We start from the raw sequence: 21,484 nt of genomic DNA on the forward strand, positions 1-21,484 counted from the left end.
GCTTGTTTGCCGGCACCCTTGCCTGCACCCATTGCCGATGCGGTTGCCTGCGCCCTTGCCTATCGCCTGAAGCTGCGGCACAGGTGGCACGCCATCAACGGGGAATGCCCATGTCGACCACCGTGTCTCCCCTCGCGCCGAAGTCCGTGCCCGAGCTCAAGCCCGTGCCGGGCGTCACCTTCACCACGGTGGCGGCGGGCATCCGCTACAAGGGTCGCACCGATGTTCTGGCCATGGCCTTTGAACCCGGCACCACGGTGGCCGGCGTCACCACCCGCTCGCTCTGCCCCTCCGCGCCCGTAGAGTGGTGCCGGGAGCTGCTGAAGAAGGGCAAGGCGCGGGCGCTGGTGGTCAATTCCGGCAATGCCAACGCCTTCACCGGCATGAAGGGCCGCGAGGCGACCAGCCTCACCGCCGACCTCGCCGCCCAGGCGTTCGACTGCAAGCCCACGGAAGTGTTCCTCGCCTCCACCGGCGTCATCGGCGAACCGCTGGACGCCACCAAGTTCGAAGCGGCGCTGACTGAGGCCGCCGGTCAATTGGTGGACTGGCCGTGGCTTGATGCCGCGCGCGCCATCATGACCACCGACACCTTCCCCAAGCTCGCCACCGCCACCGTGCTGCTGGGCGACGTGCCGGTGACCATCAACGGCATCGCCAAGGGCGCGGGCATGATCGCCCCCGACATGGCGACCATGCTCTCCTTCGTCTTCACCGATGCGCCCATTGCCGCCGACGTGCTGCAGAAGCTGCTCTCCAAGGGCGTGAAGACCACCTTCAACGCCGTCACCATCGACGGCGACACCTCCACCTCCGACACGCTCCTCCTGTTCGCCACGGGTGCGGCCAAGGAGCGTGGCGCGAAGACGGTGAAGGACATCGACGATCCCGCGCTGAAGGCGTTCAAGCGCGCGCTCACCGAGCTGCTCGCCGACCTCGCCGAGCAGGTGGCCCGCGACGGCGAGGGCGCCCGCAAGCTGGTGCGCATCACCGTGACGGGTGCGGTCTCCAACAAGTCGGCGCGGCGCATCGCCATGTCCATCGCCAATTCGCCCTTGGTAAAGACGGCGGTGGCCGGCGAGGACGCCAACTGGGGCCGCGTGGTGATGGCGGTGGGCAAGGCCGGCGAGCCGGCCGACCGCGACCTGCTTTCCATCTCCTTCGGCGACATCCGCGTCGCCCATGAGGGCGCCCGCGATCCCGATTATGACGAGACCGCGGTCTCCGACTACATGAAGAACGACGTGATCGACCTCACCGTCGACCTCGGCCTGGGGCGTGGCACCGACCGGGTGCTCACCTGCGACCTCACCAAGGAATACGTGGCGATCAACGGGGATTATCGCTCGTGAGGGCGGCTGCCCTCGCGATGGTTCTGGCCGCTCTCGGCGCTGGGGAGGCGATGGCCGAACCGCCTGCGCGGGAGCCGGTACTGATCGAGGTGAACGGCGCCGCCGTCGTTTCCGTCGCGCCGGACGAGGCGACGGTCGTGGTTACGGTCTCCGGCACGGAAGAGACGTTAGCGGCGGCGACGGAGCGCAACGCCCATGACGTTGCGCGGGTCGGTGCGCTCCTTAAGGGTCTTGGGGTGGCGGACAAGGATGTTCAGTCCGAAGCTGTCCGCGTCACGCCGAGGAGGGGGCCGACCACTTATCCGCTTCCCGGCGACGTCCGGACCGAGCAGGGCACGCCGTCTCCCACCGTGACCGGCTTTTTTGCGACGACCAGAATCGAAGTCCGCTTCACCGATCTCGTCAAGGCGGCCCAGTTCGCGGATCAGGCCCGCGCCAACGGCGCGAGTGCGGTCAATCCCATACAGTATCGCGTGCTCGATCCCGCCGCCGGCGCCGAACTGGCCCGCAGGGCCGCCCTCGACGCTGCCAGGCGGAAGGCTGAGGGGCTGGCGGCCATGGCGGGCCTGAAGCTTGGCCGCATGGTTCGCATTTCCATTCCCAGCCGCGACCTGTTCGCGCTGTTCGCGGGGGCGAGCAGCGCCATCGCCAGCGGCCCCCAGTCCGACGACGTTGTTCGCGTCCGGACCGAAATGCCCGCGGGCATCAAGCCCGTCGATGTCCGCGCTTCTCTCGATGTCTCGTGGAATGCCGAATGACCACCCCCCTGAAGATCACCCTTGTCGCCGCCTGCGCCCTCATTGACGGCGACGGCCGCGTGCTGGTGGCGCAGCGGCCGGAGGGCAAGGCGCTGGCGGGCCTCTGGGAGTTTCCTGGCGGCAAGGTCGAGCCCGGCGAGCGGCCGGAGGAGACACTGATCCGCGAATTGCAGGAAGAGCTGGGGATCACGGTGAAGGAGGCGTGCCTGGCGCCCCTCACCTTCGCCAGCTATCCCTACGAGACCTTCCATCTCCTGATGCCGCTCTGGATCTGCCGCCGCTGGGAGGGCGTGATCCAGAAGAAGGAGCATCAGGCGCTGCAATGGCTGCGGCCCGGGCGCCTGCGCGACATTCCGATGCCGCCCGCCGACGAACCGCTGGTTCCCGCGCTGATCGACCTCCTCGGTCCCTGACCACTCGATGTCTTCCGTTACGGCGACCCGCATCGGCTTTCTCGCCATCCTGCTGTGGGCGACGCTCGCCTTCTTCACGGCGGCGACGGGGAAGGTGCCGCCCTTCCTGCTCACGGCGCTCACCTTCGGCATAGGCGGCGCGGTGGGGCTGGGCGCGGCGCTGGCCGGGCCGGGGCTCGGCGTGCTCAGGCAGCGGCCGCTCGCCTATCTCCACGGCGTGGGCGGGCTGTTCGGCTACCACTTCCTCTATTTCACCGCCCTGAAGCTGGCGCCGGCGGCCGAGGCGGGGCTGATCGCCTATCTCTGGCCGCTGCTGATCGTGCTGCTCTCCGCCTTCCTGCCCGGTGGCGGGCTGCGGCGGGTGCATGTGATCGGCGCGCTGATGGGCTTTGCCGGCACTGTGGTGCTGCTCGCAGGCAAGGGCGGCTTCTCGGGCATCGAGATGCGCTTCCTGCCTGGCTATCTCGCGGCCTTCGCCTGCGCCTTCATCTGGTCGTCCTATTCGGTCGCCTCACGCCATTTCGCCGATGTGCCGACGCAGGCGGTGGCCGGCTTCTGCCTCGCCACGGCGGTGCTGGCCGCCCTCTGCCACATCGCGTGGGAGGAGACGGTGTGGCCCGCCTCGGCGGGGGAGTGGACGGCGGTGGTGCTGCTCGGCATCGGCCCGGTGGGGCTCGCCTTCTACACCTGGGACATCGGCATGAAGCGGGGAGACGTGCGCCTTCTGGGCGTCGCCTCCTATGCGGCGCCGGTGCTCTCTACGCTGCTGCTGGTTGCGACCGGCTTCTCGGCGCCGTCCCTCTCTCTGGCGGTGGCCTGCGCGCTCATCGTCGGCGGAGCCTTCGTCGCCACACGGCGTTGAACGCGCGAACCTGAACGGAGCCCCGCCATGACCCATCCCGCGCTTTCCTCCGGCGCCGTCGCCGTCATCACCGGCGGTGCGTCCGGCATCGGCCTTGCTGCGGCGGAAAAGCTCGCCGCCCGCGGGCTGAAGGTGGCCATCGCCGACCTGCCCGGCGAAAAGCTCGATGCCGCCGCCACGCAGGTGGCTGCCGTGGCGACGGGCGGGGCCAGCGACGTTCTCGCCATCGCCACGGATGTGAGTCGGCCAGAGGATCTGGAGCGGCTGGAGGAGATCGTCACCGGGCGCTTCGGCGGCACCGACCTCCTCATGAACAATGCCGGCGTGCAGCCGGGCAGCGCCATCTTCGGCCCCTTCGCCAATTGGGAAAGGGTGCTGGGCGTGAACCTCATGGGTGTCATCCACGGTTGCCGCGCGTTCGGGCCGAAGATGATCGCGCGGGGCCGGCCGGGCCTTATCGTCAACACCGGCTCGAAGCAGGGCATCACCACCCCGCCGGGCGATCCGGCCTACAACGTGTCCAAGGCCGGGGTGAAGGCATTCACGGAGGCGCTGGAACACGAATTGCGCAGTACGCCGGACTGCCGGGTCTCGGCGCGGCTGTTCATCCCCGGCTTCGTCTTCACTCCGCTGGCGGCAGGCGGGCGGACCGAGAAGCCGGCAGGCGCCTGGACCGCCGCGCAGACCGTGGACTTCCTGCTGGAGAAGCTGGATGCCGGGGATTTCTACATTCTCTGCCCGGACAATGACGTGCCCCGCGCGCTGGACGAGAAGCGCATCGCCTGGGCGGCCGGCGACATCATCGAGAACCGCCCGCCGCTGTCGCGCTGGCACAAGGATTATGCGGCGGCCTTCGCGGCCTTCGTGAAAGGGGCCTGAATACCGCGGGCCGGCGTGTTCCTCCTTGCCATCGGCCCTTTGAGGCCCTAGCACTCCGCGCCGAGCCGCCGCCCTCAGGGCGGCCTGAAAAACGGCGCGATGCCGCTGCGTAAATCAAGACCCGAGGAACCTACCCATGGCCACCCACAAGCTCCTCCTTCTCGCCGGCGACGGCATCGGCCCTGAAGTCATGGCCGAGGTGAAACGGGTGGCGAAGTGGCTGGAGCAGGCGGGCCTCGCCTCCTTCGCCATCGAAGAGGATCTGGTCGGCGGCTGCGCCTACGATGCCCATGGCGTGGCCATCTCCGAGGCGGCGATGGTGCGCGCCAAGGGCGCCGACGCCATCCTGCTCGGCGCGGTCGGCGGTCCCAAGTGGGCGGACGTGCCCTATGAGGCGCGCCCCGAGGCCGGCCTGCTGCGCCTGCGCAAGGATCTCCAGCTGTTCGCCAACCTGCGCCCCGCCATCTGCTACCCGGCGCTGGCGGATGCCTCCTCGCTCAAGCGTGAGGTGGTGGAAGGGCTCGACCTCCTCATCGTCCGCGAGCTGACCGGCGGCGTCTATTTCGGCGAGCCCAAGACCATCACCGACCTCGGCAACGGCCAGAAGCGCGCCATCGACACGCAGGTCTATGACACCTACGAGATCGAGCGCATCGCCGCCGTGGCCTTCGAGCTGGCCCGCACCCGCCGCAACAAGGTAACGTCCGCCGAGAAGCACAACGTGATGCGCTCCGGCGTGCTCTGGAAGCAGGTGGTGACCGACCTCCACGCCCGCGCCTACAAGGATGTGGAGCTGGAGCATGCGCTGGCGGATTCGCTGGCCATGCAGTTGGTGCGCTGGCCCAAGCAGTATGACGTGATCGTCACCGACAATCTGTTCGGCGACATCCTCTCCGATCTCGCGGCCATGGCGACCGGCTCGCTCGGCATGCTGCCCTCCGCCTCGCTCGGTGCGGTGGATGCGGCCACCGGCAAGCGCGCGGCGCTCTACGAGCCCGTGCACGGCTCGGCCCCCGACATCGCCGGCAAGGGCATCGCCAATCCCATCGCCATGATCGGCTCGCTGGCCATGGCGCTGCGCTATTCGTTCAATGAGGGCGCGGTGGCGGATCGCATCGAGCAGGCCATCGCGGGCGTGCTCGCTTCCGGCAAGCGCACCGGCGACATCGCCGCGTCGGGCATGGAGACCATCGGCACCGAGGCGATGGGCAAGGCCATCATCGCCGAGCTCGACGCCGCGACCGCCTGAGCGGCCGCGCTGCCGTTCTGGCCATTGGCCCCTCCGGCTCGCCCGGAGGGGGATCGGCGAAAACGGGCGTCATGCGCCACGCCGACACAAAGGTGCCCCGGTCTGGCCGGAGCACCGCCCAGGGCGCCCGCGCCTCAGCCGCGCTCGACGTCGAAGCCGGCTTCGCGCCAGCCCATGATGCCGCCCTTCATGTGCTCCTCATAGGCAAGGCCTGCCTTCTGCGCCGCCGCGGCGGCCTGCTGCGAGCGCTGGCCCGAGCGGCAGGAGAAGACGAGGCGCTTGCCGGCCGGGTCCGGTAGGGCAGCGGGATTCCACGTGCTCAGCGGGAAATTGACCGCGCCGGGAATGCGCTCGGCCTGAATCTCGTTCGGCTCCCGCACGTCCACGAGAAGGATGCTGCCATCGGCGAGTCCCTGACGGACCTCCGACGGGGAGAGGTGGCTGATGGTCCCGCCGAAGGGGTTGCGTTCACTCATTGACCTGTCCTGAACACGAAGCTGTGAGCCGGTTTGTCCCGGCGGCGCGAGCCTGCACCGGAGCGCCTTGCTGATGCAAGAGGTGTTCCCTTGTCGTGGAAGGGACACGCAACGGAAGTGGGTCTTTACGGCGCAGCTCGCCCGGTCCAGAACCATGAACGAAGCTGCACGATGCCCGAACGCTCCGCTCATCTGGCGTTCATGTGGCCTTTGCTAGATCAGGTGCCATCGCAGCACGCCGCGGGTTGATGCCCGGCGGATGCGGAAAGGATCAAGATGTCGACCCGTAATGCCGCGCTCGGCGCTTTCACCGCCTTCACCCTGGCCGCCGCCGTTCTCGCCGGCTCGGCTGTCACCGCCAGCGCCCAGAACAACACGGTGGGCGGTGCGCTCATCGGCGGCACGGCCGGCGCGCTGATCGGCGGCGCTGTCACGGGCAATGCCGGTGGCGTCGCGGCCGGTGCGCTCATCGGCGGCACCACCGGCGCCATCATCGGCAACCAGCAGGACCAGCGCCGCGCCTACTATTTCTGGGGCAACAACGGCCGCTGCTACCTGCGCCAGACCAACGGCAACGTGGTCAAGGTGTCGCGCGGCTACTGCGGCTGATCCTCGTTTTCAGGGCTGTTGATCGGTTCCGTTCCCCCGCACGGATCCGATCAGTGGGAGAGGCGCCGGCTTTTGCCGGCGCCTTTTTCCGTTGGCGCGGAACCGCGGTGAGTTGCCTCCCGCACTGCGGCAGCTAGATTGGCGCCATGCCGCCCGAGCCCGCTTCCGCCGACGCCCCAGACCGCCCGCGCACCTCCCCTGTGCCCGATCTCGCCACGCTCGCCGCCGGCGGCAAACGCGCCGTCGCCCGCGCGCTGGCGCTGGTGGAGACCGCCCGTGGGCAGCCCGACCTCGTGGCGCTGCTCGATGCCGCGGCCCGCGCCGGCAAAGCCGAGGTGCTGGGCCTCACCGGCCCACCCGGGGTGGGCAAATCGACCCTGACCAACGCACTGGTCCGCCGCGCCCGCGCGGCCGGGCGCACCGTGGCCGTGCTGGCGGTGGACCCGTCGTCGCGTCGCACCGGCGGCGCGCTGCTCGGCGACCGGGCACGGATGAAGACCGATCCCGACGACCGCGGCGTGTTCGTGCGCTCCATGGCGGCTCGCGACCGGCTCGGCGGGCTTTCGGACGATTCGGTCGCCGCCGTGGTGCTGCTGCGCGCGGTCTATGACCTGGTGATCGTCGAGACAGTTGGGGTCGGCCAGTCGGAGGCCGACATCTCCCTCGTCGCCGACACGGTGGTGCTGTGCATCCAGCCGGCGTCGGGCGACAGCCTCCAGTTCATGAAGGCGGGCGTGATGGAACTGCCCGACATCATCGTCGTCACCAAGGCCGACATGACCGAGGTCGCCCGCCGCGCCGCCTCCGAGGTGGCGGGAGCACTGTCGCTCGCCGGCTCCGCCTCCGCCGGGTGGACGGTTCCTGTGATCCGCCTGTCGGCGGCGACGGGTGAGGGGCTCGACGCCTTCGAGGCGGCGGTCGCGGCGCACGGCGCCTTTCTCGACACGGAAAGCCGTCGCGCGACGCAGCGTGCGACGCAGGAGGACAAGTGGGTGGAGGAGGCGGTGCGCGTCCGCTTCGGCACCCATGGCCTTGCGCGGGCGCGCGAATTCCGCCTGTACGCGGCAGGGCCGTTCGCCCGTGAAGCCGAGCTGGCGCTGAAATTAACCTCCAGGCAAGACTGATCGGACAATGCTCTTGCGTGTCGCCGGCCGGCAACGGTTCGGCGCCCTATTGGGGACATGAAGTCTCGGCAAGGGCTGGCGTATGGGAATTTGTCGGGATCGATGGCCGAGGGCCGGTCGGGCTGTGTCGCCGCTTCTCGTCGCCACTGCCTTCATCATCGCAATGCCTTGCGGGGCGGGGGCTGACGACGTCTCGGGCCGGGCGCCGAAAGGCCTGACGGCCGGTTCAGGGCTCGGCCTCTGGCCGGGCTCCGCGCGGGCGCTGAAGCTCGCGACGCTCGATCTGCCGCAGCCGGTCGGTACCGGCCTGCCGGAGGTTCCGAAGGAGGCGATGGCCGAGGCTGCGAAGCCGGCGCGCCGTGTTGTCGCACCCGGCGCCATCGTCACCGCCTCCCTCGCGCCCGTCTCCGAAGACAGTGCGCGCGCCACCGCGGTTGCCGCAATCGCGGGCCAGCCGGTGCTGAATGTGACGCGGGACGAGATCGGCACCGGGCCGGAGCCGTCGGACCTCGTCTCGCCCGCCCTCGCGTCGTCCACCCAGTCTTCCTCCGATCCGACGGATGACGACGCCTTCGCCTTTCCCCCGCCGCTGGTGCTCTCGGATCGCGAGACAGTCGAGCCGCCGCGCCACCTGGACCTGTCGGGCGCCTATCTGGAATTGGCCCTCGACATCCTTCTGGAATTGCCGCTGATCCAGGACGCCGCACGCGTTGCCGCGGCGGAGGACGTTCCCGCGGATCTGGAGCAGGCCCGCCGTGCGGCCGAGACGCTGGCGCGCGAGGACGCGCCGGAGGAGGCCCTCGGGGAGTTCGGCAGCGGCACCGCGCTCGTCGGCCCGGTGCCGCATCAGGATCCCGTGGCGGTGTTCAGCCGCGATCCGGTGCTGTTTCCGGCCCTTGCCTTCCAGTATGCGGCCCTCGCCGAGCACGGCTATGTGCCCCATCCGGCGCCACACGCCGAGGGCGAGGCGACCCTGGTCTCACCGGACAGCACCGTGGAGCTGGAGACGCCGCCCAGCGACGGCATCTGGCCCTCGCCCGCGCAGCGGCTGGAGCTCGGCGGCGAGAAGCTGGCGCGGGCGCAGAAGTGCCTGGCGGAAGCCATCTATTTCGAAAGCCGCGGCGAGCCCAAGCGCGGCCAGATCGCGGTGGCGCAGGTCATCGTGAACCGCGTGTTCTCCGGCTACTACCCGGCGGATGTGTGCGGCGCGGTCTACCAGAATGCCCACAAGCACCTCGCCTGCCAGTTCACCTTCGCCTGCGACGACGTGCCGGACGTGGTGCGGGAGCCGGACATGTGGGTGCAGGCCAAGGAAATCGCCGCCGACATGCTGGACGGAAAGCTGTGGCTCGCCTCCATCGGCCGCGCGACCCACTACCACGCCTACTGGGTGCATCCGAGCTGGGTGCGGGAGATGCGCAAGCTGGACAAGATCGGCGTGCACACCTTCTACCGCCCGCGTCGCTGGGGCGACAGCTACTGAGCATCCGGCCCGCGCGCTCTAGCCCGCGCGGCGCCTGAGCGGAGCAGCGTCCCAGCCCGCGCGGCGCCTGAGCGGAGCAGCGTCCCAGCCCGCGCGGCGCCTGAGCGAGAGAACGCTCAGGCGTGGCCGGCGTCGCTGGAGAGCATTCCGGGCACGATGCCGAGCTTGCGCAGGGCATTATCGTATTTCGTCTCCACCCCTGCGCCGAAGATGAGGTCCGGGTCGGCCGGGCAGTTCAGCCAGCCATTGGCCTGGATCTCCGTCTCGAGCTGGCCCGGCGCCCAGCCGGCATAGCCGAGTGCCAGCACCGCGCTGCGCGGTCCGCGGCCGCCGGCGATGGCCTTCAGGATATCCAGCGTGGCGGTGAGGCAGATGCCGTCATCGATGGTCAGTGTGGAGTTCTCGACGAAATAGTCCGCCGAGTGCAGCACGAAGCCGCGTCCGGTCTCCACCGGCCCGCCGCGCAGCACTTTGACGGTGCCGGCGCTTTTCGGCAGCAGGATGCGCTCGGCGGCGGGAACCACGTCCAGCTGCACGAGGAGGTCAGTGAAGTCGATGTGGCTCGCCGGCTGGTTCACCACGATGCCCATGGCTCCTTCCGGAGAGTGGGCGCACATGTAGACGAGGGTGCGGGCGAACTGCTCGTCGCGCATGGTCGGCATGGCGATGAGCATCTGCCCATCGAGGAAACCCGACCCTCCGCCTTCGATCGTATGGTTCTGGCTCGCAGTCATGGAGAAAGGGTACCGCCGTTCGGGCGTCTTGGAAATGCGGATTGCATCGCAGGTCGCCGCGAAGCCTCGTCGCAAGGCTGCGAATTCCGCGGCGGGTCACACGCTTGTGCACGCGATTGGTGAGGGGAAGGGCTTTGCGGCGAAGCCGCGAGCGGGTACCCGCTAGGCCCATGACATCGACCCCTCAGCGCGCCCTGGGCGCTTGGCCGGCGGTTCGGCCCGCCTTCCTGTTGTCGTCTCGTGGCGTGTTCGCCCGCGCACTTCTCGCCGGCGCCATGCTTGCGGCTCTCTCGCCGGCCGCATGGGCTGCGAGTGCGCCTCCGGTGAAGGTGCCGGGCGCGGATGTGGTCCTGATGGCGGGCGCCGTCTCCGGCACGACGGCGGATGCGGGCATCGAGCTGAAGCTCGCCCCCGGCTGGAAGACCTACTGGCGCTATCCCGGCGACAGTGGCGTGCCGCCGACGCTGGACTGGAGCGGTTCGGAGAACATCGCCCGGGTGGAGATGGAATGGCCCGCGCCCAAGCGCTTCGCTGACGGGGGCGGGGGCTTTTCCATCGGCTACAAGGGGGCGGTCCTGTTCCCCCTGAAGGTGGAGCTGAAGGACAAGGACAAGCCGGCGCGGCTTGCTCTCGCGTTCGATTTCGCGGTGTGCGAGGCCCTGTGCATGCCCGCCCGCGCTGACCTCTCCATCGCGCTTGGCGGTGACGCGGGCGCCGAGGCGTCCCGTATCTCGGCTGCCCGCGCGGCCCTGCCGGTGGAACGTCCGCTGGGCGTTGCCGAGCCGACCTCGGTGCAGAAGGTCGAACTGGACGCGAGCGCCGAACCGCCGCATCTCGTGATCGAGGTCAGGGCCCAGAATCCCAAGGCGGATCTGTTCGCCGAGGGACCGGACCGCTGGGCCCTGCCGTTGCCGCAGAAGACCATGCTGCCGGACGGTGCCGCCCGGTTCGAGCTGCCCCTCGACGGCATTCCCGCCGGCACCGATCCGTCCGGCACGCCGCTCACCCTGACCCTCGTGGACGGCCCGAAGGCGATCGTGACAACAGTGCCTGTTCCGAAGCTGCCGCCACGCTGAACTGGGCCGCTCCGGCCCGCAGCCAGCGCTTTTCTCCCCGTCAAAAGCCCGTATTGTCGGCGCGGGCGCAAACGCCCAAGACTGTGGAGAAGACGATGCCCATTTCGGTCGGCGACAAACTGCCCAACGCCACCTTCCGTGTTCCCACCGAGGACGGCCCCGTGCCGAAGACCACCGACGAAATCTTCAAGGGCAAGAAGGTGGTGCTGTTCGCGGTGCCGGGTGCCTTCACCCCCACCTGCCACAAGAACCACCTGCCGGGCTATGTGCACGAGGCCGACGCCATCAAGGCGAAGGGCGTGGACGCCATCGCCGTGGTGTCGGTGAACGATCCCTTCGTCATGGGCGCCTGGGAAAAGGCCTCCGGCTCCGACGGCAAGATCGTGTTCCTGGCGGACCCTGACGCGTCCTTCGCGGCCGCGCTCGACCTCACCTTCGACGGCTCGGCCGCGGGCCTCGGCGTGCGCTCCAAGCGCTATTCGATGGTGGTCGAGGACGGCGTGGTGAAGACGCTCAACGTGGAGGACGTGCCCTCCAAGGCCGACGCCTCCGGCGCCACCGCGCTGCTCGCCCAGCTCTGATCCTTCTTACCGACTGACGGATGCCGGGCACGCCCGGCCTCCGCGCCCCGGACCCTCCTCAGGAGGGCGGGCCTCGCGCGTTTCTCGCGCGCTCTCAGGCGATGATATCGGGGAACAGTTCGTCCTCGATCTGGCCGATGCGGTCCTTCAGCTGCAGCTTGCGCTTCTTGAGCCGCTGGATCTGCAGGATGTCCGATCCCGACACGCTGGTCAGCGCCTCGATCGCCGCATCGAGATCCCGATGCTCCTGCTTCAGGCGTTCCAGGTGGACCTTGAGATCCCGTTCCTCGTCGCTCGTCATGCCCGGTCCTGTCACCGGCGCGCAGGTCCGCCGCCCGCTCGCCCCATTTGGAATGACTATGGCACGGGTATGCCGCGCCGCAAGATGGGAGGTCGCCGGAGGTGGCGGAAAGGCGGTCGACTCTTCGCCGGCTCCGTGACAGACTGATGTCGTGTTGCAGACAGGGAGTGGCTAAGAATGTCCATCCAGTCGCACCTTCAGGAACTGAAGCGGCGTCACGCGGCCATCGAGCAGGAGCTCAACCGCGAAATGAACAGCCCCGCCTCGGATCCTCTTCGTGTCGCAGAGCTGAAGCGCAAGAAGCTGGTTCTCAAGGACCAGATGTCGAAGCTGAATCCGACTTCCACCGTACATTGATGGCCTGAGAGATGTGCTCGCCGCCTGCGTGATGCAGGGCGATGCGCACCTCTTTGCGTCCCGGGAGACGATCGGCGCAAAGTGTCGTCCCGCGCGAACGGCCTTTGCGTTCCGGACCGGAGGGCTTTAATCCGGCCCCATGGCTCCTCCGCTCGTTCTCCTCCAGGACATCCATTTGCGCTTCGGCGCCACCCCTCTGCTCGACGGCGCGGAGCTTTCCGTGTCGGCGGGCGAGCGGGTGTGCCTCGTCGGTCGCAACGGCTCAGGCAAGTCCACGCTGCTGAAGGTGGCGGCTGGGCTGGTCGAGCCGGATTCCGGCACGCGCTTCTTCCAGCCCGGCACCACCGTGCGCTATCTCCAGCAGGAGCCGGACTTTTCCGGCTATGCGACGACGCTCGCCTATGTGGAGGCCGGGCTTGGACCGGGCGACGATGCCTATCGCGCCCAATATCTCCTCACCGAGCTGGGCCTCACCGGACAGGAAGACCCCGCTCACCTGTCCGGCGGCGAGGCCCGCCGGGCCGCTCTGGCGCGCGTCATCGCGCCGGAGCCGGACGTGCTGCTGCTGGACGAGCCGACCAACCACCTCGATCTGCCGGCCATCGAATGGCTGGAAAGCGAGCTGAAGGGGCTGAAGTCCGCCATGGTGCTCATCAGCCATGACCGGCGCTTCCTCGAAACCCTCTCGCGCGCCACCGTCTGGCTCGACCGCGGCCAGACCCGGCGGCTGGAGCAGGGCTTCGGCGCGTTCGAAGCCTGGCGCGACGAGGTGCTGGAACAGGAAGAGACCGAGCGCCACAAGCTCGACCGCAAGATCGTCGCGGAGCTGGACTGGCTGCGCTACGGCGTCACCGCCCGCCGCAAGCGCAATGTGCGCCGGCTGGGCCTGCTGCATTCCATGCGCAAGGATCGCCGCGATGAGCGCCGCGCGGTCGGCAACGTCAAGCTGGCGGTGAGCGAGGCGGAGGCCTCCGGCAAGCTCGTCATCGAAGCGAAGCACATCGCCAAGGCCTTCGGCGCGCGGGAGGTGGTGAAGGATTTCTCCACCCGCATCCTACGTGGCGACCGCATCGGCATCATCGGCCCCAACGGCGCCGGCAAGACCACGCTCATCAAGCTGCTCACCGGTGAGCTCGCCCCCGATTCGGGCACGGTAAGGCTCGGCACCAATCTCGAAGTCGCCAGCCTCGACCAGAAGCGCGCGGCGCTCGATCCCGGCACCACCCTGCGCGATGCCCTCACCGGAGGCGGCTCGGACCAGGTGCAGGTGGGCGGCGTGCCCAAGCACGTGATGGGCTATCTGAAGGACTTCCTCTTCACCCCCGAGCAGGCCAATGCCCCGCTCTCGGTGCTCTCCGGCGGCGAGCGCGGCCGGCTGATGCTGGCGCGGGCGCTGGCGTTGCCCTCCAACGTGCTGGTGCTGGACGAGCCCACCAACGACCTCGACCTCGAAACCCTCGACCTTCTGCAGGAGATGGTGGCCGACTATCCCGGCACCGTCATCCTCGTCAGCCACGATCGTGACTTCCTGGACCGTACCGTCTCCAGCGTCATCATGGCGGAGGGGGACGGGATGTTCCGCGAATATGCCGGCGGCTATTCGGACATGCTGTCCCAGCGCGGACGCGGCGTGGAGGCCCGGGACAAGGGGGCGCCCGCGTCGAAGGCCAAGGCGGGCGAGCCGAAGCCCGAGGCCGGCAAGGGGGCAGCTGCCGCCGGGGCGAAGCGACGGCTCTCCTTCCATGAGCAGCACGCGCTCAAGACGCTGCCCAAGACCATGGACGACCTGCGCGCCAAGCTGGAGAAGCTCGCCGCCGAAATCGCCGACCCTGCGCTCTACGCTCGCGACCCTGCGCGCTTCGACAAGGCCTCGGCGGCGCTGGCGGAGACGCAGGCGGCCCTCGACGCAGCGGAAGAGGAATGGCTGCGCCTTGAAATCCTGAAAGAGGAACTCGAAGGGTAGGCCCCGCTCAGGGGCGGCGCCGCATCAGCACTGTGCTCTCGAAATCGATGACCAGATCCCCGTGCTGGTTCGTCCCTGAATTGTAGGTGCGCAGGAAGCCCCATTGGGGCCGGGACTTGATGGTGATCTTGTCCCGCACCTCGGTGGCGAACGAGATGGTGTCGCCGGCATAGACCGGCTTCAGCCAGCGCAGCTTGGTGAAGCCCGAGGCCGGTCCGAAAGAGCCACCGCCCGGCACGCCTTCCTCGCCGGGTCTGGAGGCCTCCTTGGGCAGCGCCATGTTGGAGGCGACGAAGCACTTCATCCACATGGCGGCCGTGTGCCAGCCGGAGGCCACCAGCGCGCCGAACGGACTGCGGCGCGCCGCCTCCGGATCCACATGGAACGGCTGGGGATCGTAGAGACGGGCGAAGGCCAGCATCTCCGCCTCGGTGAAGGTGTGGTTGCCCAGCGCGGCGGTGGCGCCCGCCTCGACTTCCTCGAAATACATCATGCGAGGCGCGCTCCCGGATTGCGGCGGCCGACCATGACCACGCAGGTCTGGTCCAGGGCGGCGCTCTTGTCGGCTTTCAGAAGCTCGAAGCGGAAGGTCACGAGGCCCATGTCCGGGTTGCTCTTGGAGGTGCGGCTCTCCAGCACCGTGCGGCGGAGCGTGAGCACATCGTCGGGGAAGACCGGGGCGAGCCACTTGTTCTCGGGAACGCCGGGCGAGCCCATGCCGGCAGTGCGCAGCAGGAAGCCGTCGCAGACGAGCCGCATCATGATGGCGCAGGAATGCCAGCCGGAGGCCGCCAGCCCGCCGAGCAGGGACGCCTTGCCCGCAGCCGCATCGAGATGCATGGGCTGGGGATCGAACTCGCGGGCGAAGGCGAGGATCTCCTCCTCCGTGACCTTGTGCGAGCCGAACGTCTTCACCTCACCGATGATGAAATCTTCGAAGAAGATGTCGGGCAAGGCGGCCTCCCTGTCGTTGGAGGCCGATGGAAGGCGAGGATGACGCAAACGTCAAGCTGGGCGTGGGGATGACTGGGGCGTCCGGCTCAAAAGAGGTCCTTGTCGCGCCCCACCAGAAGGTCGCGGAGGTTCTGAGTGACAGGAAATCCGTAGCCGCCTTCGCGAACGGGCGCGTAGAGCACGCCGTCGTCGTGATACTCGGACACATAGAGGTGCACGCCGACGCACATCATGGAAAGAATGAGCGCCTGTAGGGCATCCGCCCCGTGGACAACCATGCTCTTGGGCTCATCCGGCCAGTCGATCTCGAAGCGGCAGCCACAGGACTCTCCAATGTCCTCCACGAGGTGTTCGGGCTGGTAAAGGCGAATCTCCACCGGCGTGTCGCCGGACTCGCCCCTGATGAAAAGGGTGCGCGTGAGGATCACCATGGCGGGGCTCCGCGGAGGGCTGAAATCAGAAGCTCATCTTGTCGACGCCGATGAGCAGGTCACGCAGATTGCTTGGGACGGGGAAGCCGTAGCCGTCCTCGCGGTCGTAGGCGCGCGCAAACTGCCGTCCTCATGATACGGGCTCGTGTAGATCTGGGCGCCGATCATCTGCAGCGCGATGACCAGTGCCTGCAGCGCATCTTCGCCTACGCCATGGCGAGCCAATCGGACCTCCGGCCAGTCGATCTCGAAATTGCATATCCAGGACGCACCCGTTGGGAGGGGCTGATACAGGCGGATTTCGATAGGAACCTTACCGGAGGGTCGGTTGAGATGCAGAGTATGGGTCAGGATGAGCATTATAAATTTCCAAACAAGCAACTGGCAGCCAAATCCTGCTTCGCTCCGCACGTGTATTCACAGTGACTAGAGATAAATCTTGTCAGCGCCGATCAGCACGTCGCGGACGTTGCGGGAGACGGGAAATCCATAGCCCTCTTCGGTATCGTAGGCGCGAAGGGCTCCGTCGTGATGATAGGAGCTTGTGTAGATTTGGATGCCGATCATCTGCAAGGATATCACCAGCGCCTGCAATGCATCGAAGCCGGCGCCGGACATGGCCTTGGTGCCCTCCGGCCAGTCGATTTCGAAAGCGCAGGCCCAGCAGCCGTCTTTCGGTTCTGGCTTGTAAATTCGGATTTCGATTGGAACTTCCCCTTCGAGGCGTTTCAGATGGAGTTTGTGGGTAAGTATTAACATTTTAATTCTCTCAAAATGGGAGGGGAGGAATCGGCCTTCCGGCTAGGCAGGCAGCGTAACGTTCCGATGCCTGACCGTGGCATGCGGGATTCTTGATAGCGTTGCAGTAGATCGTGTCCATCTTGTTCAAGCGTTCGCACTCCGCTTCCGCCGCTGGCGAGATGCGCCGCGCCGCCATCGACACACGTCACTCCGCGCCTGCGGGTTTGGACCCGGTGCTGCCGTCGCTGCCTCCGGCCCACCGCCCGCCACCCGGCTCGCCACTGGGGATACGCGGCAGGCTGGGATCATAACCGCCCTTCAATGCAAGCTTGAGGCGCCACGTCGCGACTTCGAGATTCAGCCGCCGCGTGAGGCGGCGCAATCGGTCGAGGGCATCCAATTCTGCATCTGTCTGCGACACAGCCTCTCTCCTCCGTCAATCCGAAGGAGATGATGTAGGATTATATTCCTTATTGAAACTAGGGCGTGCTAAGGGCTGCGCGGTTCTCGCGCGTCCGGCGCCAGATGCTTCAGCTCGAAGCGGATCACCTCGGTCCCATCTTCCCGCCGGGCGCTGCCGGTGCGGTGGTAGATGGTCCAGCCGGGCCGGCTGCCGCTGGGGCGGGCGTCGAGGATTTCGGTGAAGAAGGTCACGGTGTCGCCGGCGCGCACCGGGTCGAGCCATTTCAGGTCGGTCATGCCGAAGCCGACACCCACCGGCGCGATCACCGCCGCATGGTCCTCCGGCAGGTCCTCAGCCACCGCGCCGTGGGCGCGCACGAACAGGCCCATCCACATGGAGGCCGTGTGCCAGCCGGAGGCGATGAGGCCGCCGAAGGGCGAGGATGCCGCGGCCTCCGCATCCACATGGAAGGGCTGGGGATCGTAGGCGCGGGCGAAGCGCACGATCTCCCCGGCCGTGAAGGTGAAGCGGCCGAGTAACTGCGGCCCGGCCCCGACCATCACGGAGCCTCAGTTGGCGAAGCGGAAGTGCAGCACGTCGCCGTCGGCGACCACGTAGTCCTTGCCTTCCAGGCGGAAGCGGCCGCCCTCGCGCGCCCCGGCCTCGCCCTTGAACTTCACGTAATCGTCGAAGGCGATGGTCTCGGCGCGGATGAAGCCTTTCTCGAAGTCCGTATGGATCACGCCCGCCGCCGCCGGGGCCTTGGTGCCCTTGGTGATGGTCCAGGCGCGGGCCTCCTTGGGCCCCACGGTGAAATAGGTGACGAGGTGCAGCAGGTCGTAGCCGGCGCGGATCACCCGGTTGAGGCCCGGCTCCTCCAGGTCGATGGCCTCCAGATACTCCTTCTGCTCCTCCGGAGGGAGAACCGCGATCTCGCTCTCGATCTTGGCCGAGACCACCACCGCCATGGCGCCTTCCAGCTTCGCCCGCTGGAACACCTGGGCGGAGAGGGAATTCCCCGCCTTGGCGGAGGTCTCCTCCACATTGCACACATAAAGAACGGGCTTTGCGGTCATCAGTCCCAGCTGGGAGAACATCCTCTCCTCTTCCGGCTTCACCTCGGCGAAGCGGGCGGGCTTGCCCTCGCGCAGCAGCACCAGGGCGCGGGTCATGAGGTCGAGGGTGTCCTTGCCCTCCTTGTCCAAGGTCCTGGCCTTTTTCTCCAGCGCCGCGGCGCGCTTCTCCAGGGATTCGAGGTCGGCGAGCATCAGCTCGGTCTCGATGGTCTCGATGTCGTCCACGGGGGCGATCTTGCCTTCCACATGGGTCACGTCCCCATCCTCGAAGCAGCGCACCACATGGGCGATGGCGTCGCACTCGCGGATGTTGGCGAGGAACTGGTTGCCGAGGCCCTCGCCCTTGGAGGCACCGCGCACGAGGCCGGCAATGTCCACGAAGGTGAGGCGCGTGGGGATGATGGCGCCCGAGCCGGCGATCTCCGCCAGCGTGTCGAGGCGCGGATCGGGCACCGCCACGTCACCCACGTTCGGCTCGATGGTGCAGAACGGATAATTCGCCGCCTGCGCCGCCGCCGTCTGGGTGAGCGCGTTGAAGAGGGTGGACTTGCCCACGTTGGGAAGCCCGACGATGCCGCATTTGAAGCCCATGGAATGCCCGGAGTTGCACCCGCCCGCCGGTGCGGCTGCAGGATGGAGATAAGGATCAGGCCGCGCTGCGACCATTGGGGGATCGCATAGCCCCTCGGGCCTTGGGTGCGCAACCCGCCGAAGCAGGGGCCATGGTGGTGTGTGGGGCCTCAGCCCTTCTCGCCGACCCTTTTCTGCTCGCCGAAGCCCTGGGCTTCGAGGAAGAGGTGGGTGCGGTTCTGGAATTCGTCGGGGCGCTGCTTCACCAGCAGTTCGGCGAAATCGGCGCACGCGTCGCTGACGGCATCCACCCAGCCCTTTTCGGATTTGGCGAAGTCGTTGAGCACATAGGCATGCACCAGCGCTTTGTCGCCGGGATGGCCGATGCCGAGGCGGATGCGCCAGTAATCGTTGCCGCACTGGGCGGTGATGGACCTCAGCCCGTTATGGCCGGCATTGCCGCCGCCCTTCTTGATCCGCACCTTGGCGGGGGGCAGGTCCAGCTCGTCGTGGAAGACGAAGATGTGGTCGAGGGGGATCTTGTAGAAGCGCTGGGCCTCGGCAACGGCCCGGCCGCTCTCGTTCATGAAGGTCTCGGGAAAGAGCGCGATGACCTTCTCGCCGGCAATCTCGCCTTCGGCGGCTGCGGACTGGAAGCGGCGGCGCAGCTGGCCGAGGCGATGGCGGCGGCAGATGGCGTCGAGGGCCATGAAGCCGACATTGTGCCGGTTGCCGGCATATTTCGGGCCGGGATTGCCGAGCCCTGCGAACAGGAACATGAGGCGGATCTCCGGCCCGGAAAACGGGGCGCCGCGGCTTCTAGACCAGCGCGGCGCCCGGGATCGTCAGCGATCCGCTCAGGCCTTGGGCTCTTCCGCCGCCGGCTCCTCCTCGGCGCCCACGGGGGCGACGATGGTGGCGAGGGTGTCGTCGCCCTGGCCGGCCCAGGTCACGCCCGCGGGCAGCTTCTGGGAGGACAGGTGGAACGCGTCACCATAGGCGGCGCCGGTGAGGTCGACCTCGATGGCTTCCGGGATGGACTCGGCCGGGCATTCCAGCTCGACGGTGTGGGCGACCACGTTCAGGGTGCCGCCGGCCTTGAGCGCCGGGGAGGCTTCCTGCTTCACGAAGTGCACCGGCACGTCCACGGTCACGGTCGTGCCCTTGGAGACGCGGAGGAAGTCCACGTGAACGGGGAAGTCCTTCACCACGTCCAGCTGGTAGTCGCGCGGGATGACGCGGTGCTTGGTGCCGTCCACGTCCACCTCGAACAGGGTGGTGAGAAAGTGGCCGGCATAGATGATCTTGTTGATCTCGATGAAGTCGAGCGAGATCGTGATGGGGTCCTGCTTCTCGCCGTAGATCACGGCGGGCACACGCCCGGCGCGGCGCTCGGCACGGGCGGCCCCCTTGCCGGCCCGCGGGCGCGCCACAGCCTTCAGTTCCTTGATGGCAGTCATGGCACTTGTCCTGATTTCGAGTTTCCATCGCCGCATCCGTATGGACGCGCGATTTCGCCCTGCGGCACGCCTCCAGGGGGGCGCATGCCGAAAGCGAAGGCGCGCTTATAGCGGCGGAGCCCCGCCGATGCAAGGAAGCGGCGCGGTAAAAGGGGGTATCAGCGCGGCGTCGCGGATTGGCAGGCGCCGGGCTTGCCCACCGGCGTACCCTGACCGAACCAGTTGCCGCACTTGTCGCAGCCGGAAACGGCGATGGCCAGCGCGGCGACGGCGGCGAGACGGATGGCGACGCGCATGACTTCTCCTCGGGAACCCGCGGCAGATTAGGCGATCCACCGGGGAAGGGAAGGGGCCGCGCCGCCGCGGCCCCGATGCGCGTCCTTCCCGGCCTCAGTAGACGATGACGTGCCGCACCACTTCGCCACGGTCGAGGCGGTCGAAATTCTCGTTGATGGTGTCGAGCGGCCCGGTGGAGGAGAGCAGGCGGTTCACCGGCAGCTTGCCGCGCTTGTACAGCGCCATGAAGCGCGGGATGTCGCGCGGGGGCACGCAGCTGCCCATGTAGCTGCCCTTGATGGTGCGTTCTTCTGCGACGAGGTGCACCGGCGGCAGGGAGATGCGGGCGTTGGGATTGGCGAGGCCGCCCGTGGTGGTGGTGCCGCCCCGGCGGGTGATCTTGTAGGCGAGCTCGAAGGCGGGGGCGGAGCCGGCCATCTCGATGGCGTGGTCCACGCCGCCGCGCGTCGCTTCCTTCACCGCCTCCACGATGTCCGGATCGCTGGCGAGGAAGGTGTCGGTCGCGCCGATCTGGCGGGCGAGGTCGAGCTTCTGGGGGGAAAGGTCGAGGGCGACGATCTGGTCGGCACCCGCCGCCACCGCGCCCATCACCGCCGAGAGACCGACGCCCCCGAGGCCGACCACGGCGACACTCTGGCCGGGCCGCACGCCCGCGGTGTTCACCACCGTGCCGACGCCGGTCATCACCGCGCAGCCGAACAGGGCGGCGTCGATGAGCGACATCTCCTTGTCGATCTTGATGATGGAGCGGCGCGAGACCACCGCATACTCGCCGTAACCGGCGATGCCGCACAGGTGGTAAATGTCGGTGCCGTCGTCGCACTTCAGCCGCCGTCCGCCGCCGAGCAGGGTTCCGGCGCCGTTGGAAGCCTGTCCCGGTCCGCACAACTGGGCGCGGCCTTCCATGCAGGACGGGCAGGTGCCGCAGGTGGGCACGAAGCTCATCACCACATGGTCGCCGGCGCTGAGATCGTCCACGCCCGGACCGGTCTCCACCACCACGCCTGCCGCCTCGTGGCCGAGCACCATGGGAAGCTGGCGCGGGCGGTCGCCGTTGATGACGGACAGATCGGAATGGCACAGCCCCGCCGCCGCCACCTTGATGAGCACCTCGCCGGCCTGGGGCGGCGCGAGCTGAACCGTTTCAATGGAGAGCGGGCGCGTGTCCGCATAGGGCTTGTTGACCGGAGACGTGCGCAGGACGGCGGCGCGGATCTGCATCTTTTCCTCCCGATGCTGTTACCGCGTTTTCGGACGCCGCGGGGCGGAGCGTCAAGCGCGGGAGACTGCGCATTTCGCAGGGGGAGCGAGCCGTCTCCCGCTCTGGACGCATGG

28 protein-coding genes are annotated in these 21,484 nt (G+C 68.0%); 13 read left to right on the forward strand and 15 right to left on the reverse strand.

Annotated features, from left to right (window positions below):
* Positions 1–110: 110 nt before the first annotated feature.
* The 6 genes from argJ to leuB all read left to right on the forward strand — a co-directional run bounded on the left by argJ (position 111) and on the right by leuB (position 5,513).
* Positions 111–1,352, forward strand: a complete 1,242-nt coding sequence (gene argJ, locus XAN126_RS0104030; RefSeq protein ID WP_024277320.1) for a bifunctional glutamate N-acetyltransferase/amino-acid acetyltransferase ArgJ — start codon at positions 111–113, stop codon at positions 1,350–1,352.
* Positions 1,353–1,402: 50 nt separating this feature from the next.
* Positions 1,403–2,110 (forward strand): SIMPL domain-containing protein, encoded by a 708-nt coding sequence (locus XAN126_RS0104035; protein WP_197023999.1) that lies wholly within the window; start codon positions 1,403–1,405, stop codon positions 2,108–2,110.
* A complete protein-coding gene (locus tag XAN126_RS0104040; RefSeq protein ID WP_024277322.1) occupies positions 2,107–2,523 on the forward strand; it encodes a (deoxy)nucleoside triphosphate pyrophosphohydrolase in 417 nt (138 codons plus the stop codon). The genes XAN126_RS0104035 and XAN126_RS0104040 overlap by 4 nt, the downstream gene beginning before the upstream one ends.
* Before the next feature lie 7 nt (positions 2,524–2,530).
* A complete protein-coding gene (locus XAN126_RS0104045) occupies positions 2,531–3,385 on the forward strand; it encodes an EamA family transporter (protein ID WP_024277323.1) in 855 nt (284 codons plus the stop codon).
* Between the two features lie 27 nt (positions 3,386–3,412).
* A complete protein-coding gene (locus XAN126_RS0104050; protein ID WP_024277324.1) occupies positions 3,413–4,264 on the forward strand; it encodes an SDR family NAD(P)-dependent oxidoreductase in 852 nt (283 codons plus the stop codon).
* Between the two features lie 136 nt (positions 4,265–4,400).
* Entirely contained in the window at positions 4,401–5,513 is a 1,113-nt protein-coding gene (leuB, locus tag XAN126_RS0104055; RefSeq protein WP_024277325.1) for a 3-isopropylmalate dehydrogenase, read from the forward strand.
* Between the two features lie 134 nt (positions 5,514–5,647).
* Here leuB and XAN126_RS0104060 read toward each other — a convergent pair whose 3' ends face one another.
* Positions 5,648–5,989 (reverse strand): rhodanese-like domain-containing protein, encoded by a 342-nt coding sequence (locus XAN126_RS0104060; RefSeq protein ID WP_024277326.1) that lies wholly within the window; start codon positions 5,987–5,989, stop codon positions 5,648–5,650.
* 276 nt (positions 5,990–6,265) lie between these two features.
* On the opposite strand from XAN126_RS0104060, the gene XAN126_RS0104065 reads away from it, so the two are divergent.
* The 3 genes from XAN126_RS0104065 (at position 6,266) to XAN126_RS27520 (ending at position 9,205) form a co-directional block, all read left to right on the forward strand.
* Positions 6,266–6,598: a glycine zipper domain-containing protein gene (locus XAN126_RS0104065; protein ID WP_024277327.1), complete on the forward strand. Its 333-nt coding sequence runs from the start codon at positions 6,266–6,268 to the stop codon at positions 6,596–6,598.
* Between the two features lie 146 nt (positions 6,599–6,744).
* Positions 6,745–7,722 carry a methylmalonyl Co-A mutase-associated GTPase MeaB gene (meaB, locus tag XAN126_RS0104075; protein WP_029876690.1) on the forward strand — a complete coding sequence of 326 codons (978 nt, stop codon included), beginning with the start codon at positions 6,745–6,747 and terminating at the stop codon, positions 7,720–7,722.
* A gap of 124 nt (positions 7,723–7,846) precedes the next feature.
* Positions 7,847–9,205 (forward strand): cell wall hydrolase, encoded by a 1,359-nt coding sequence (locus XAN126_RS27520; protein ID WP_024277328.1) that lies wholly within the window; start codon positions 7,847–7,849, stop codon positions 9,203–9,205.
* Positions 9,206–9,321: 116 nt separating this feature from the next.
* On the opposite strand, the gene XAN126_RS0104085 is transcribed toward XAN126_RS27520, so the two are convergent.
* A complete protein-coding gene (locus tag XAN126_RS0104085; protein ID WP_024277329.1) occupies positions 9,322–9,939 on the reverse strand; it encodes a YqgE/AlgH family protein in 618 nt (205 codons plus the stop codon).
* A gap of 170 nt (positions 9,940–10,109) precedes the next feature.
* Here XAN126_RS0104085 and XAN126_RS0104090 point away from each other — a divergent pair, with 170 nt between their 5' ends.
* Entirely contained in the window at positions 10,110–11,015 is a 906-nt protein-coding gene (locus XAN126_RS0104090; RefSeq protein ID WP_081762510.1) for a protein-disulfide reductase DsbD domain-containing protein, read from the forward strand.
* 95 nt (positions 11,016–11,110) lie between these two features.
* The gene (locus XAN126_RS0104095; RefSeq protein ID WP_024277331.1) at positions 11,111–11,596 is read left to right on the forward strand and encodes a peroxiredoxin; all 486 of its coding nucleotides are present in this window, start codon (positions 11,111–11,113) and stop codon (positions 11,594–11,596) included.
* A gap of 94 nt (positions 11,597–11,690) precedes the next feature.
* Here XAN126_RS0104095 and XAN126_RS0104100 read toward each other — a convergent pair whose 3' ends face one another.
* Entirely contained in the window at positions 11,691–11,897 is a 207-nt protein-coding gene (locus XAN126_RS0104100) for a DUF465 domain-containing protein (RefSeq protein ID WP_024277332.1), read from the reverse strand.
* Between the two features lie 177 nt (positions 11,898–12,074).
* Here XAN126_RS0104100 and XAN126_RS0104105 point away from each other — a divergent pair, with 177 nt between their 5' ends.
* Complete coding sequence (locus tag XAN126_RS0104105; RefSeq protein WP_024277333.1) at positions 12,075–12,254, forward strand: DUF465 domain-containing protein; 180 nt, start codon at positions 12,075–12,077, stop codon at positions 12,252–12,254.
* A gap of 139 nt (positions 12,255–12,393) precedes the next feature.
* Complete coding sequence (locus XAN126_RS0104110) at positions 12,394–14,217, forward strand: ATP-binding cassette domain-containing protein (RefSeq protein ID WP_024277334.1); 1,824 nt, start codon at positions 12,394–12,396, stop codon at positions 14,215–14,217.
* A gap of 7 nt (positions 14,218–14,224) precedes the next feature.
* Here XAN126_RS0104110 and XAN126_RS0104115 read toward each other — a convergent pair whose 3' ends face one another.
* The 12 genes from XAN126_RS0104115 to XAN126_RS0104165 all read right to left on the reverse strand — a co-directional run bounded on the left by XAN126_RS0104115 (position 14,225) and on the right by XAN126_RS0104165 (position 21,370).
* Positions 14,225–14,710, reverse strand: a complete 486-nt coding sequence (locus XAN126_RS0104115; protein ID WP_024277335.1) for a MaoC family dehydratase — start codon at positions 14,708–14,710, stop codon at positions 14,225–14,227.
* Positions 14,707–15,171, reverse strand: a complete 465-nt coding sequence (locus tag XAN126_RS0104120; protein ID WP_024277336.1) for a MaoC family dehydratase — start codon at positions 15,169–15,171, stop codon at positions 14,707–14,709. The genes XAN126_RS0104115 and XAN126_RS0104120 overlap by 4 nt, the downstream gene beginning before the upstream one ends.
* 86 nt (positions 15,172–15,257) lie before the next feature.
* A complete protein-coding gene (locus XAN126_RS0104125; RefSeq protein ID WP_024277337.1) occupies positions 15,258–15,602 on the reverse strand; it encodes a hypothetical protein in 345 nt (114 codons plus the stop codon).
* 33 nt (positions 15,603–15,635) lie between these two features.
* Complete coding sequence (locus XAN126_RS0104130) at positions 15,636–15,962, reverse strand: hypothetical protein (protein ID WP_024277338.1); 327 nt, start codon at positions 15,960–15,962, stop codon at positions 15,636–15,638.
* 66 nt (positions 15,963–16,028) lie between these two features.
* A complete protein-coding gene (locus tag XAN126_RS28125; protein WP_024277339.1) occupies positions 16,029–16,361 on the reverse strand; it encodes a hypothetical protein in 333 nt (110 codons plus the stop codon).
* A gap of 187 nt (positions 16,362–16,548) precedes the next feature.
* Complete coding sequence (locus XAN126_RS28130; RefSeq protein WP_155982214.1) at positions 16,549–16,764, reverse strand: hypothetical protein; 216 nt, start codon at positions 16,762–16,764, stop codon at positions 16,549–16,551.
* A 68-nt stretch (positions 16,765–16,832) separates the two neighbouring features.
* Positions 16,833–17,306 carry a MaoC/PaaZ C-terminal domain-containing protein gene (locus XAN126_RS0104140; protein WP_024277340.1) on the reverse strand — a complete coding sequence of 158 codons (474 nt, stop codon included), beginning with the start codon at positions 17,304–17,306 and terminating at the stop codon, positions 16,833–16,835.
* 9 nt (positions 17,307–17,315) lie between these two features.
* The gene (gene ychF / locus XAN126_RS0104145; RefSeq protein WP_024277341.1) at positions 17,316–18,413 is read right to left on the reverse strand and encodes a redox-regulated ATPase YchF; all 1,098 of its coding nucleotides are present in this window, start codon (positions 18,411–18,413) and stop codon (positions 17,316–17,318) included.
* Positions 18,414–18,562: 149 nt separating this feature from the next.
* The gene (pth, locus tag XAN126_RS0104150; protein ID WP_024277342.1) at positions 18,563–19,171 is read right to left on the reverse strand and encodes an aminoacyl-tRNA hydrolase; all 609 of its coding nucleotides are present in this window, start codon (positions 19,169–19,171) and stop codon (positions 18,563–18,565) included.
* A 78-nt stretch (positions 19,172–19,249) separates the two neighbouring features.
* Positions 19,250–19,852 carry a 50S ribosomal protein L25/general stress protein Ctc gene (locus tag XAN126_RS0104155; RefSeq protein ID WP_024277343.1) on the reverse strand — a complete coding sequence of 201 codons (603 nt, stop codon included), beginning with the start codon at positions 19,850–19,852 and terminating at the stop codon, positions 19,250–19,252.
* A 158-nt stretch (positions 19,853–20,010) separates the two neighbouring features.
* Positions 20,011–20,148 (reverse strand): hypothetical protein, encoded by a 138-nt coding sequence (locus XAN126_RS28135; RefSeq protein WP_155982215.1) that lies wholly within the window; start codon positions 20,146–20,148, stop codon positions 20,011–20,013.
* A gap of 94 nt (positions 20,149–20,242) precedes the next feature.
* Complete coding sequence (locus XAN126_RS0104165) at positions 20,243–21,370, reverse strand: zinc-dependent alcohol dehydrogenase family protein (protein WP_024277344.1); 1,128 nt, start codon at positions 21,368–21,370, stop codon at positions 20,243–20,245.
* Positions 21,371–21,484: the final 114 nt, after the last annotated feature.

It is taken from the genome of Xanthobacter sp. 126 (assembly GCF_000526175.1).
Lineage (GTDB): Bacteria > Pseudomonadota > Alphaproteobacteria > Rhizobiales > Xanthobacteraceae > Xanthobacter > Xanthobacter aminoxidans.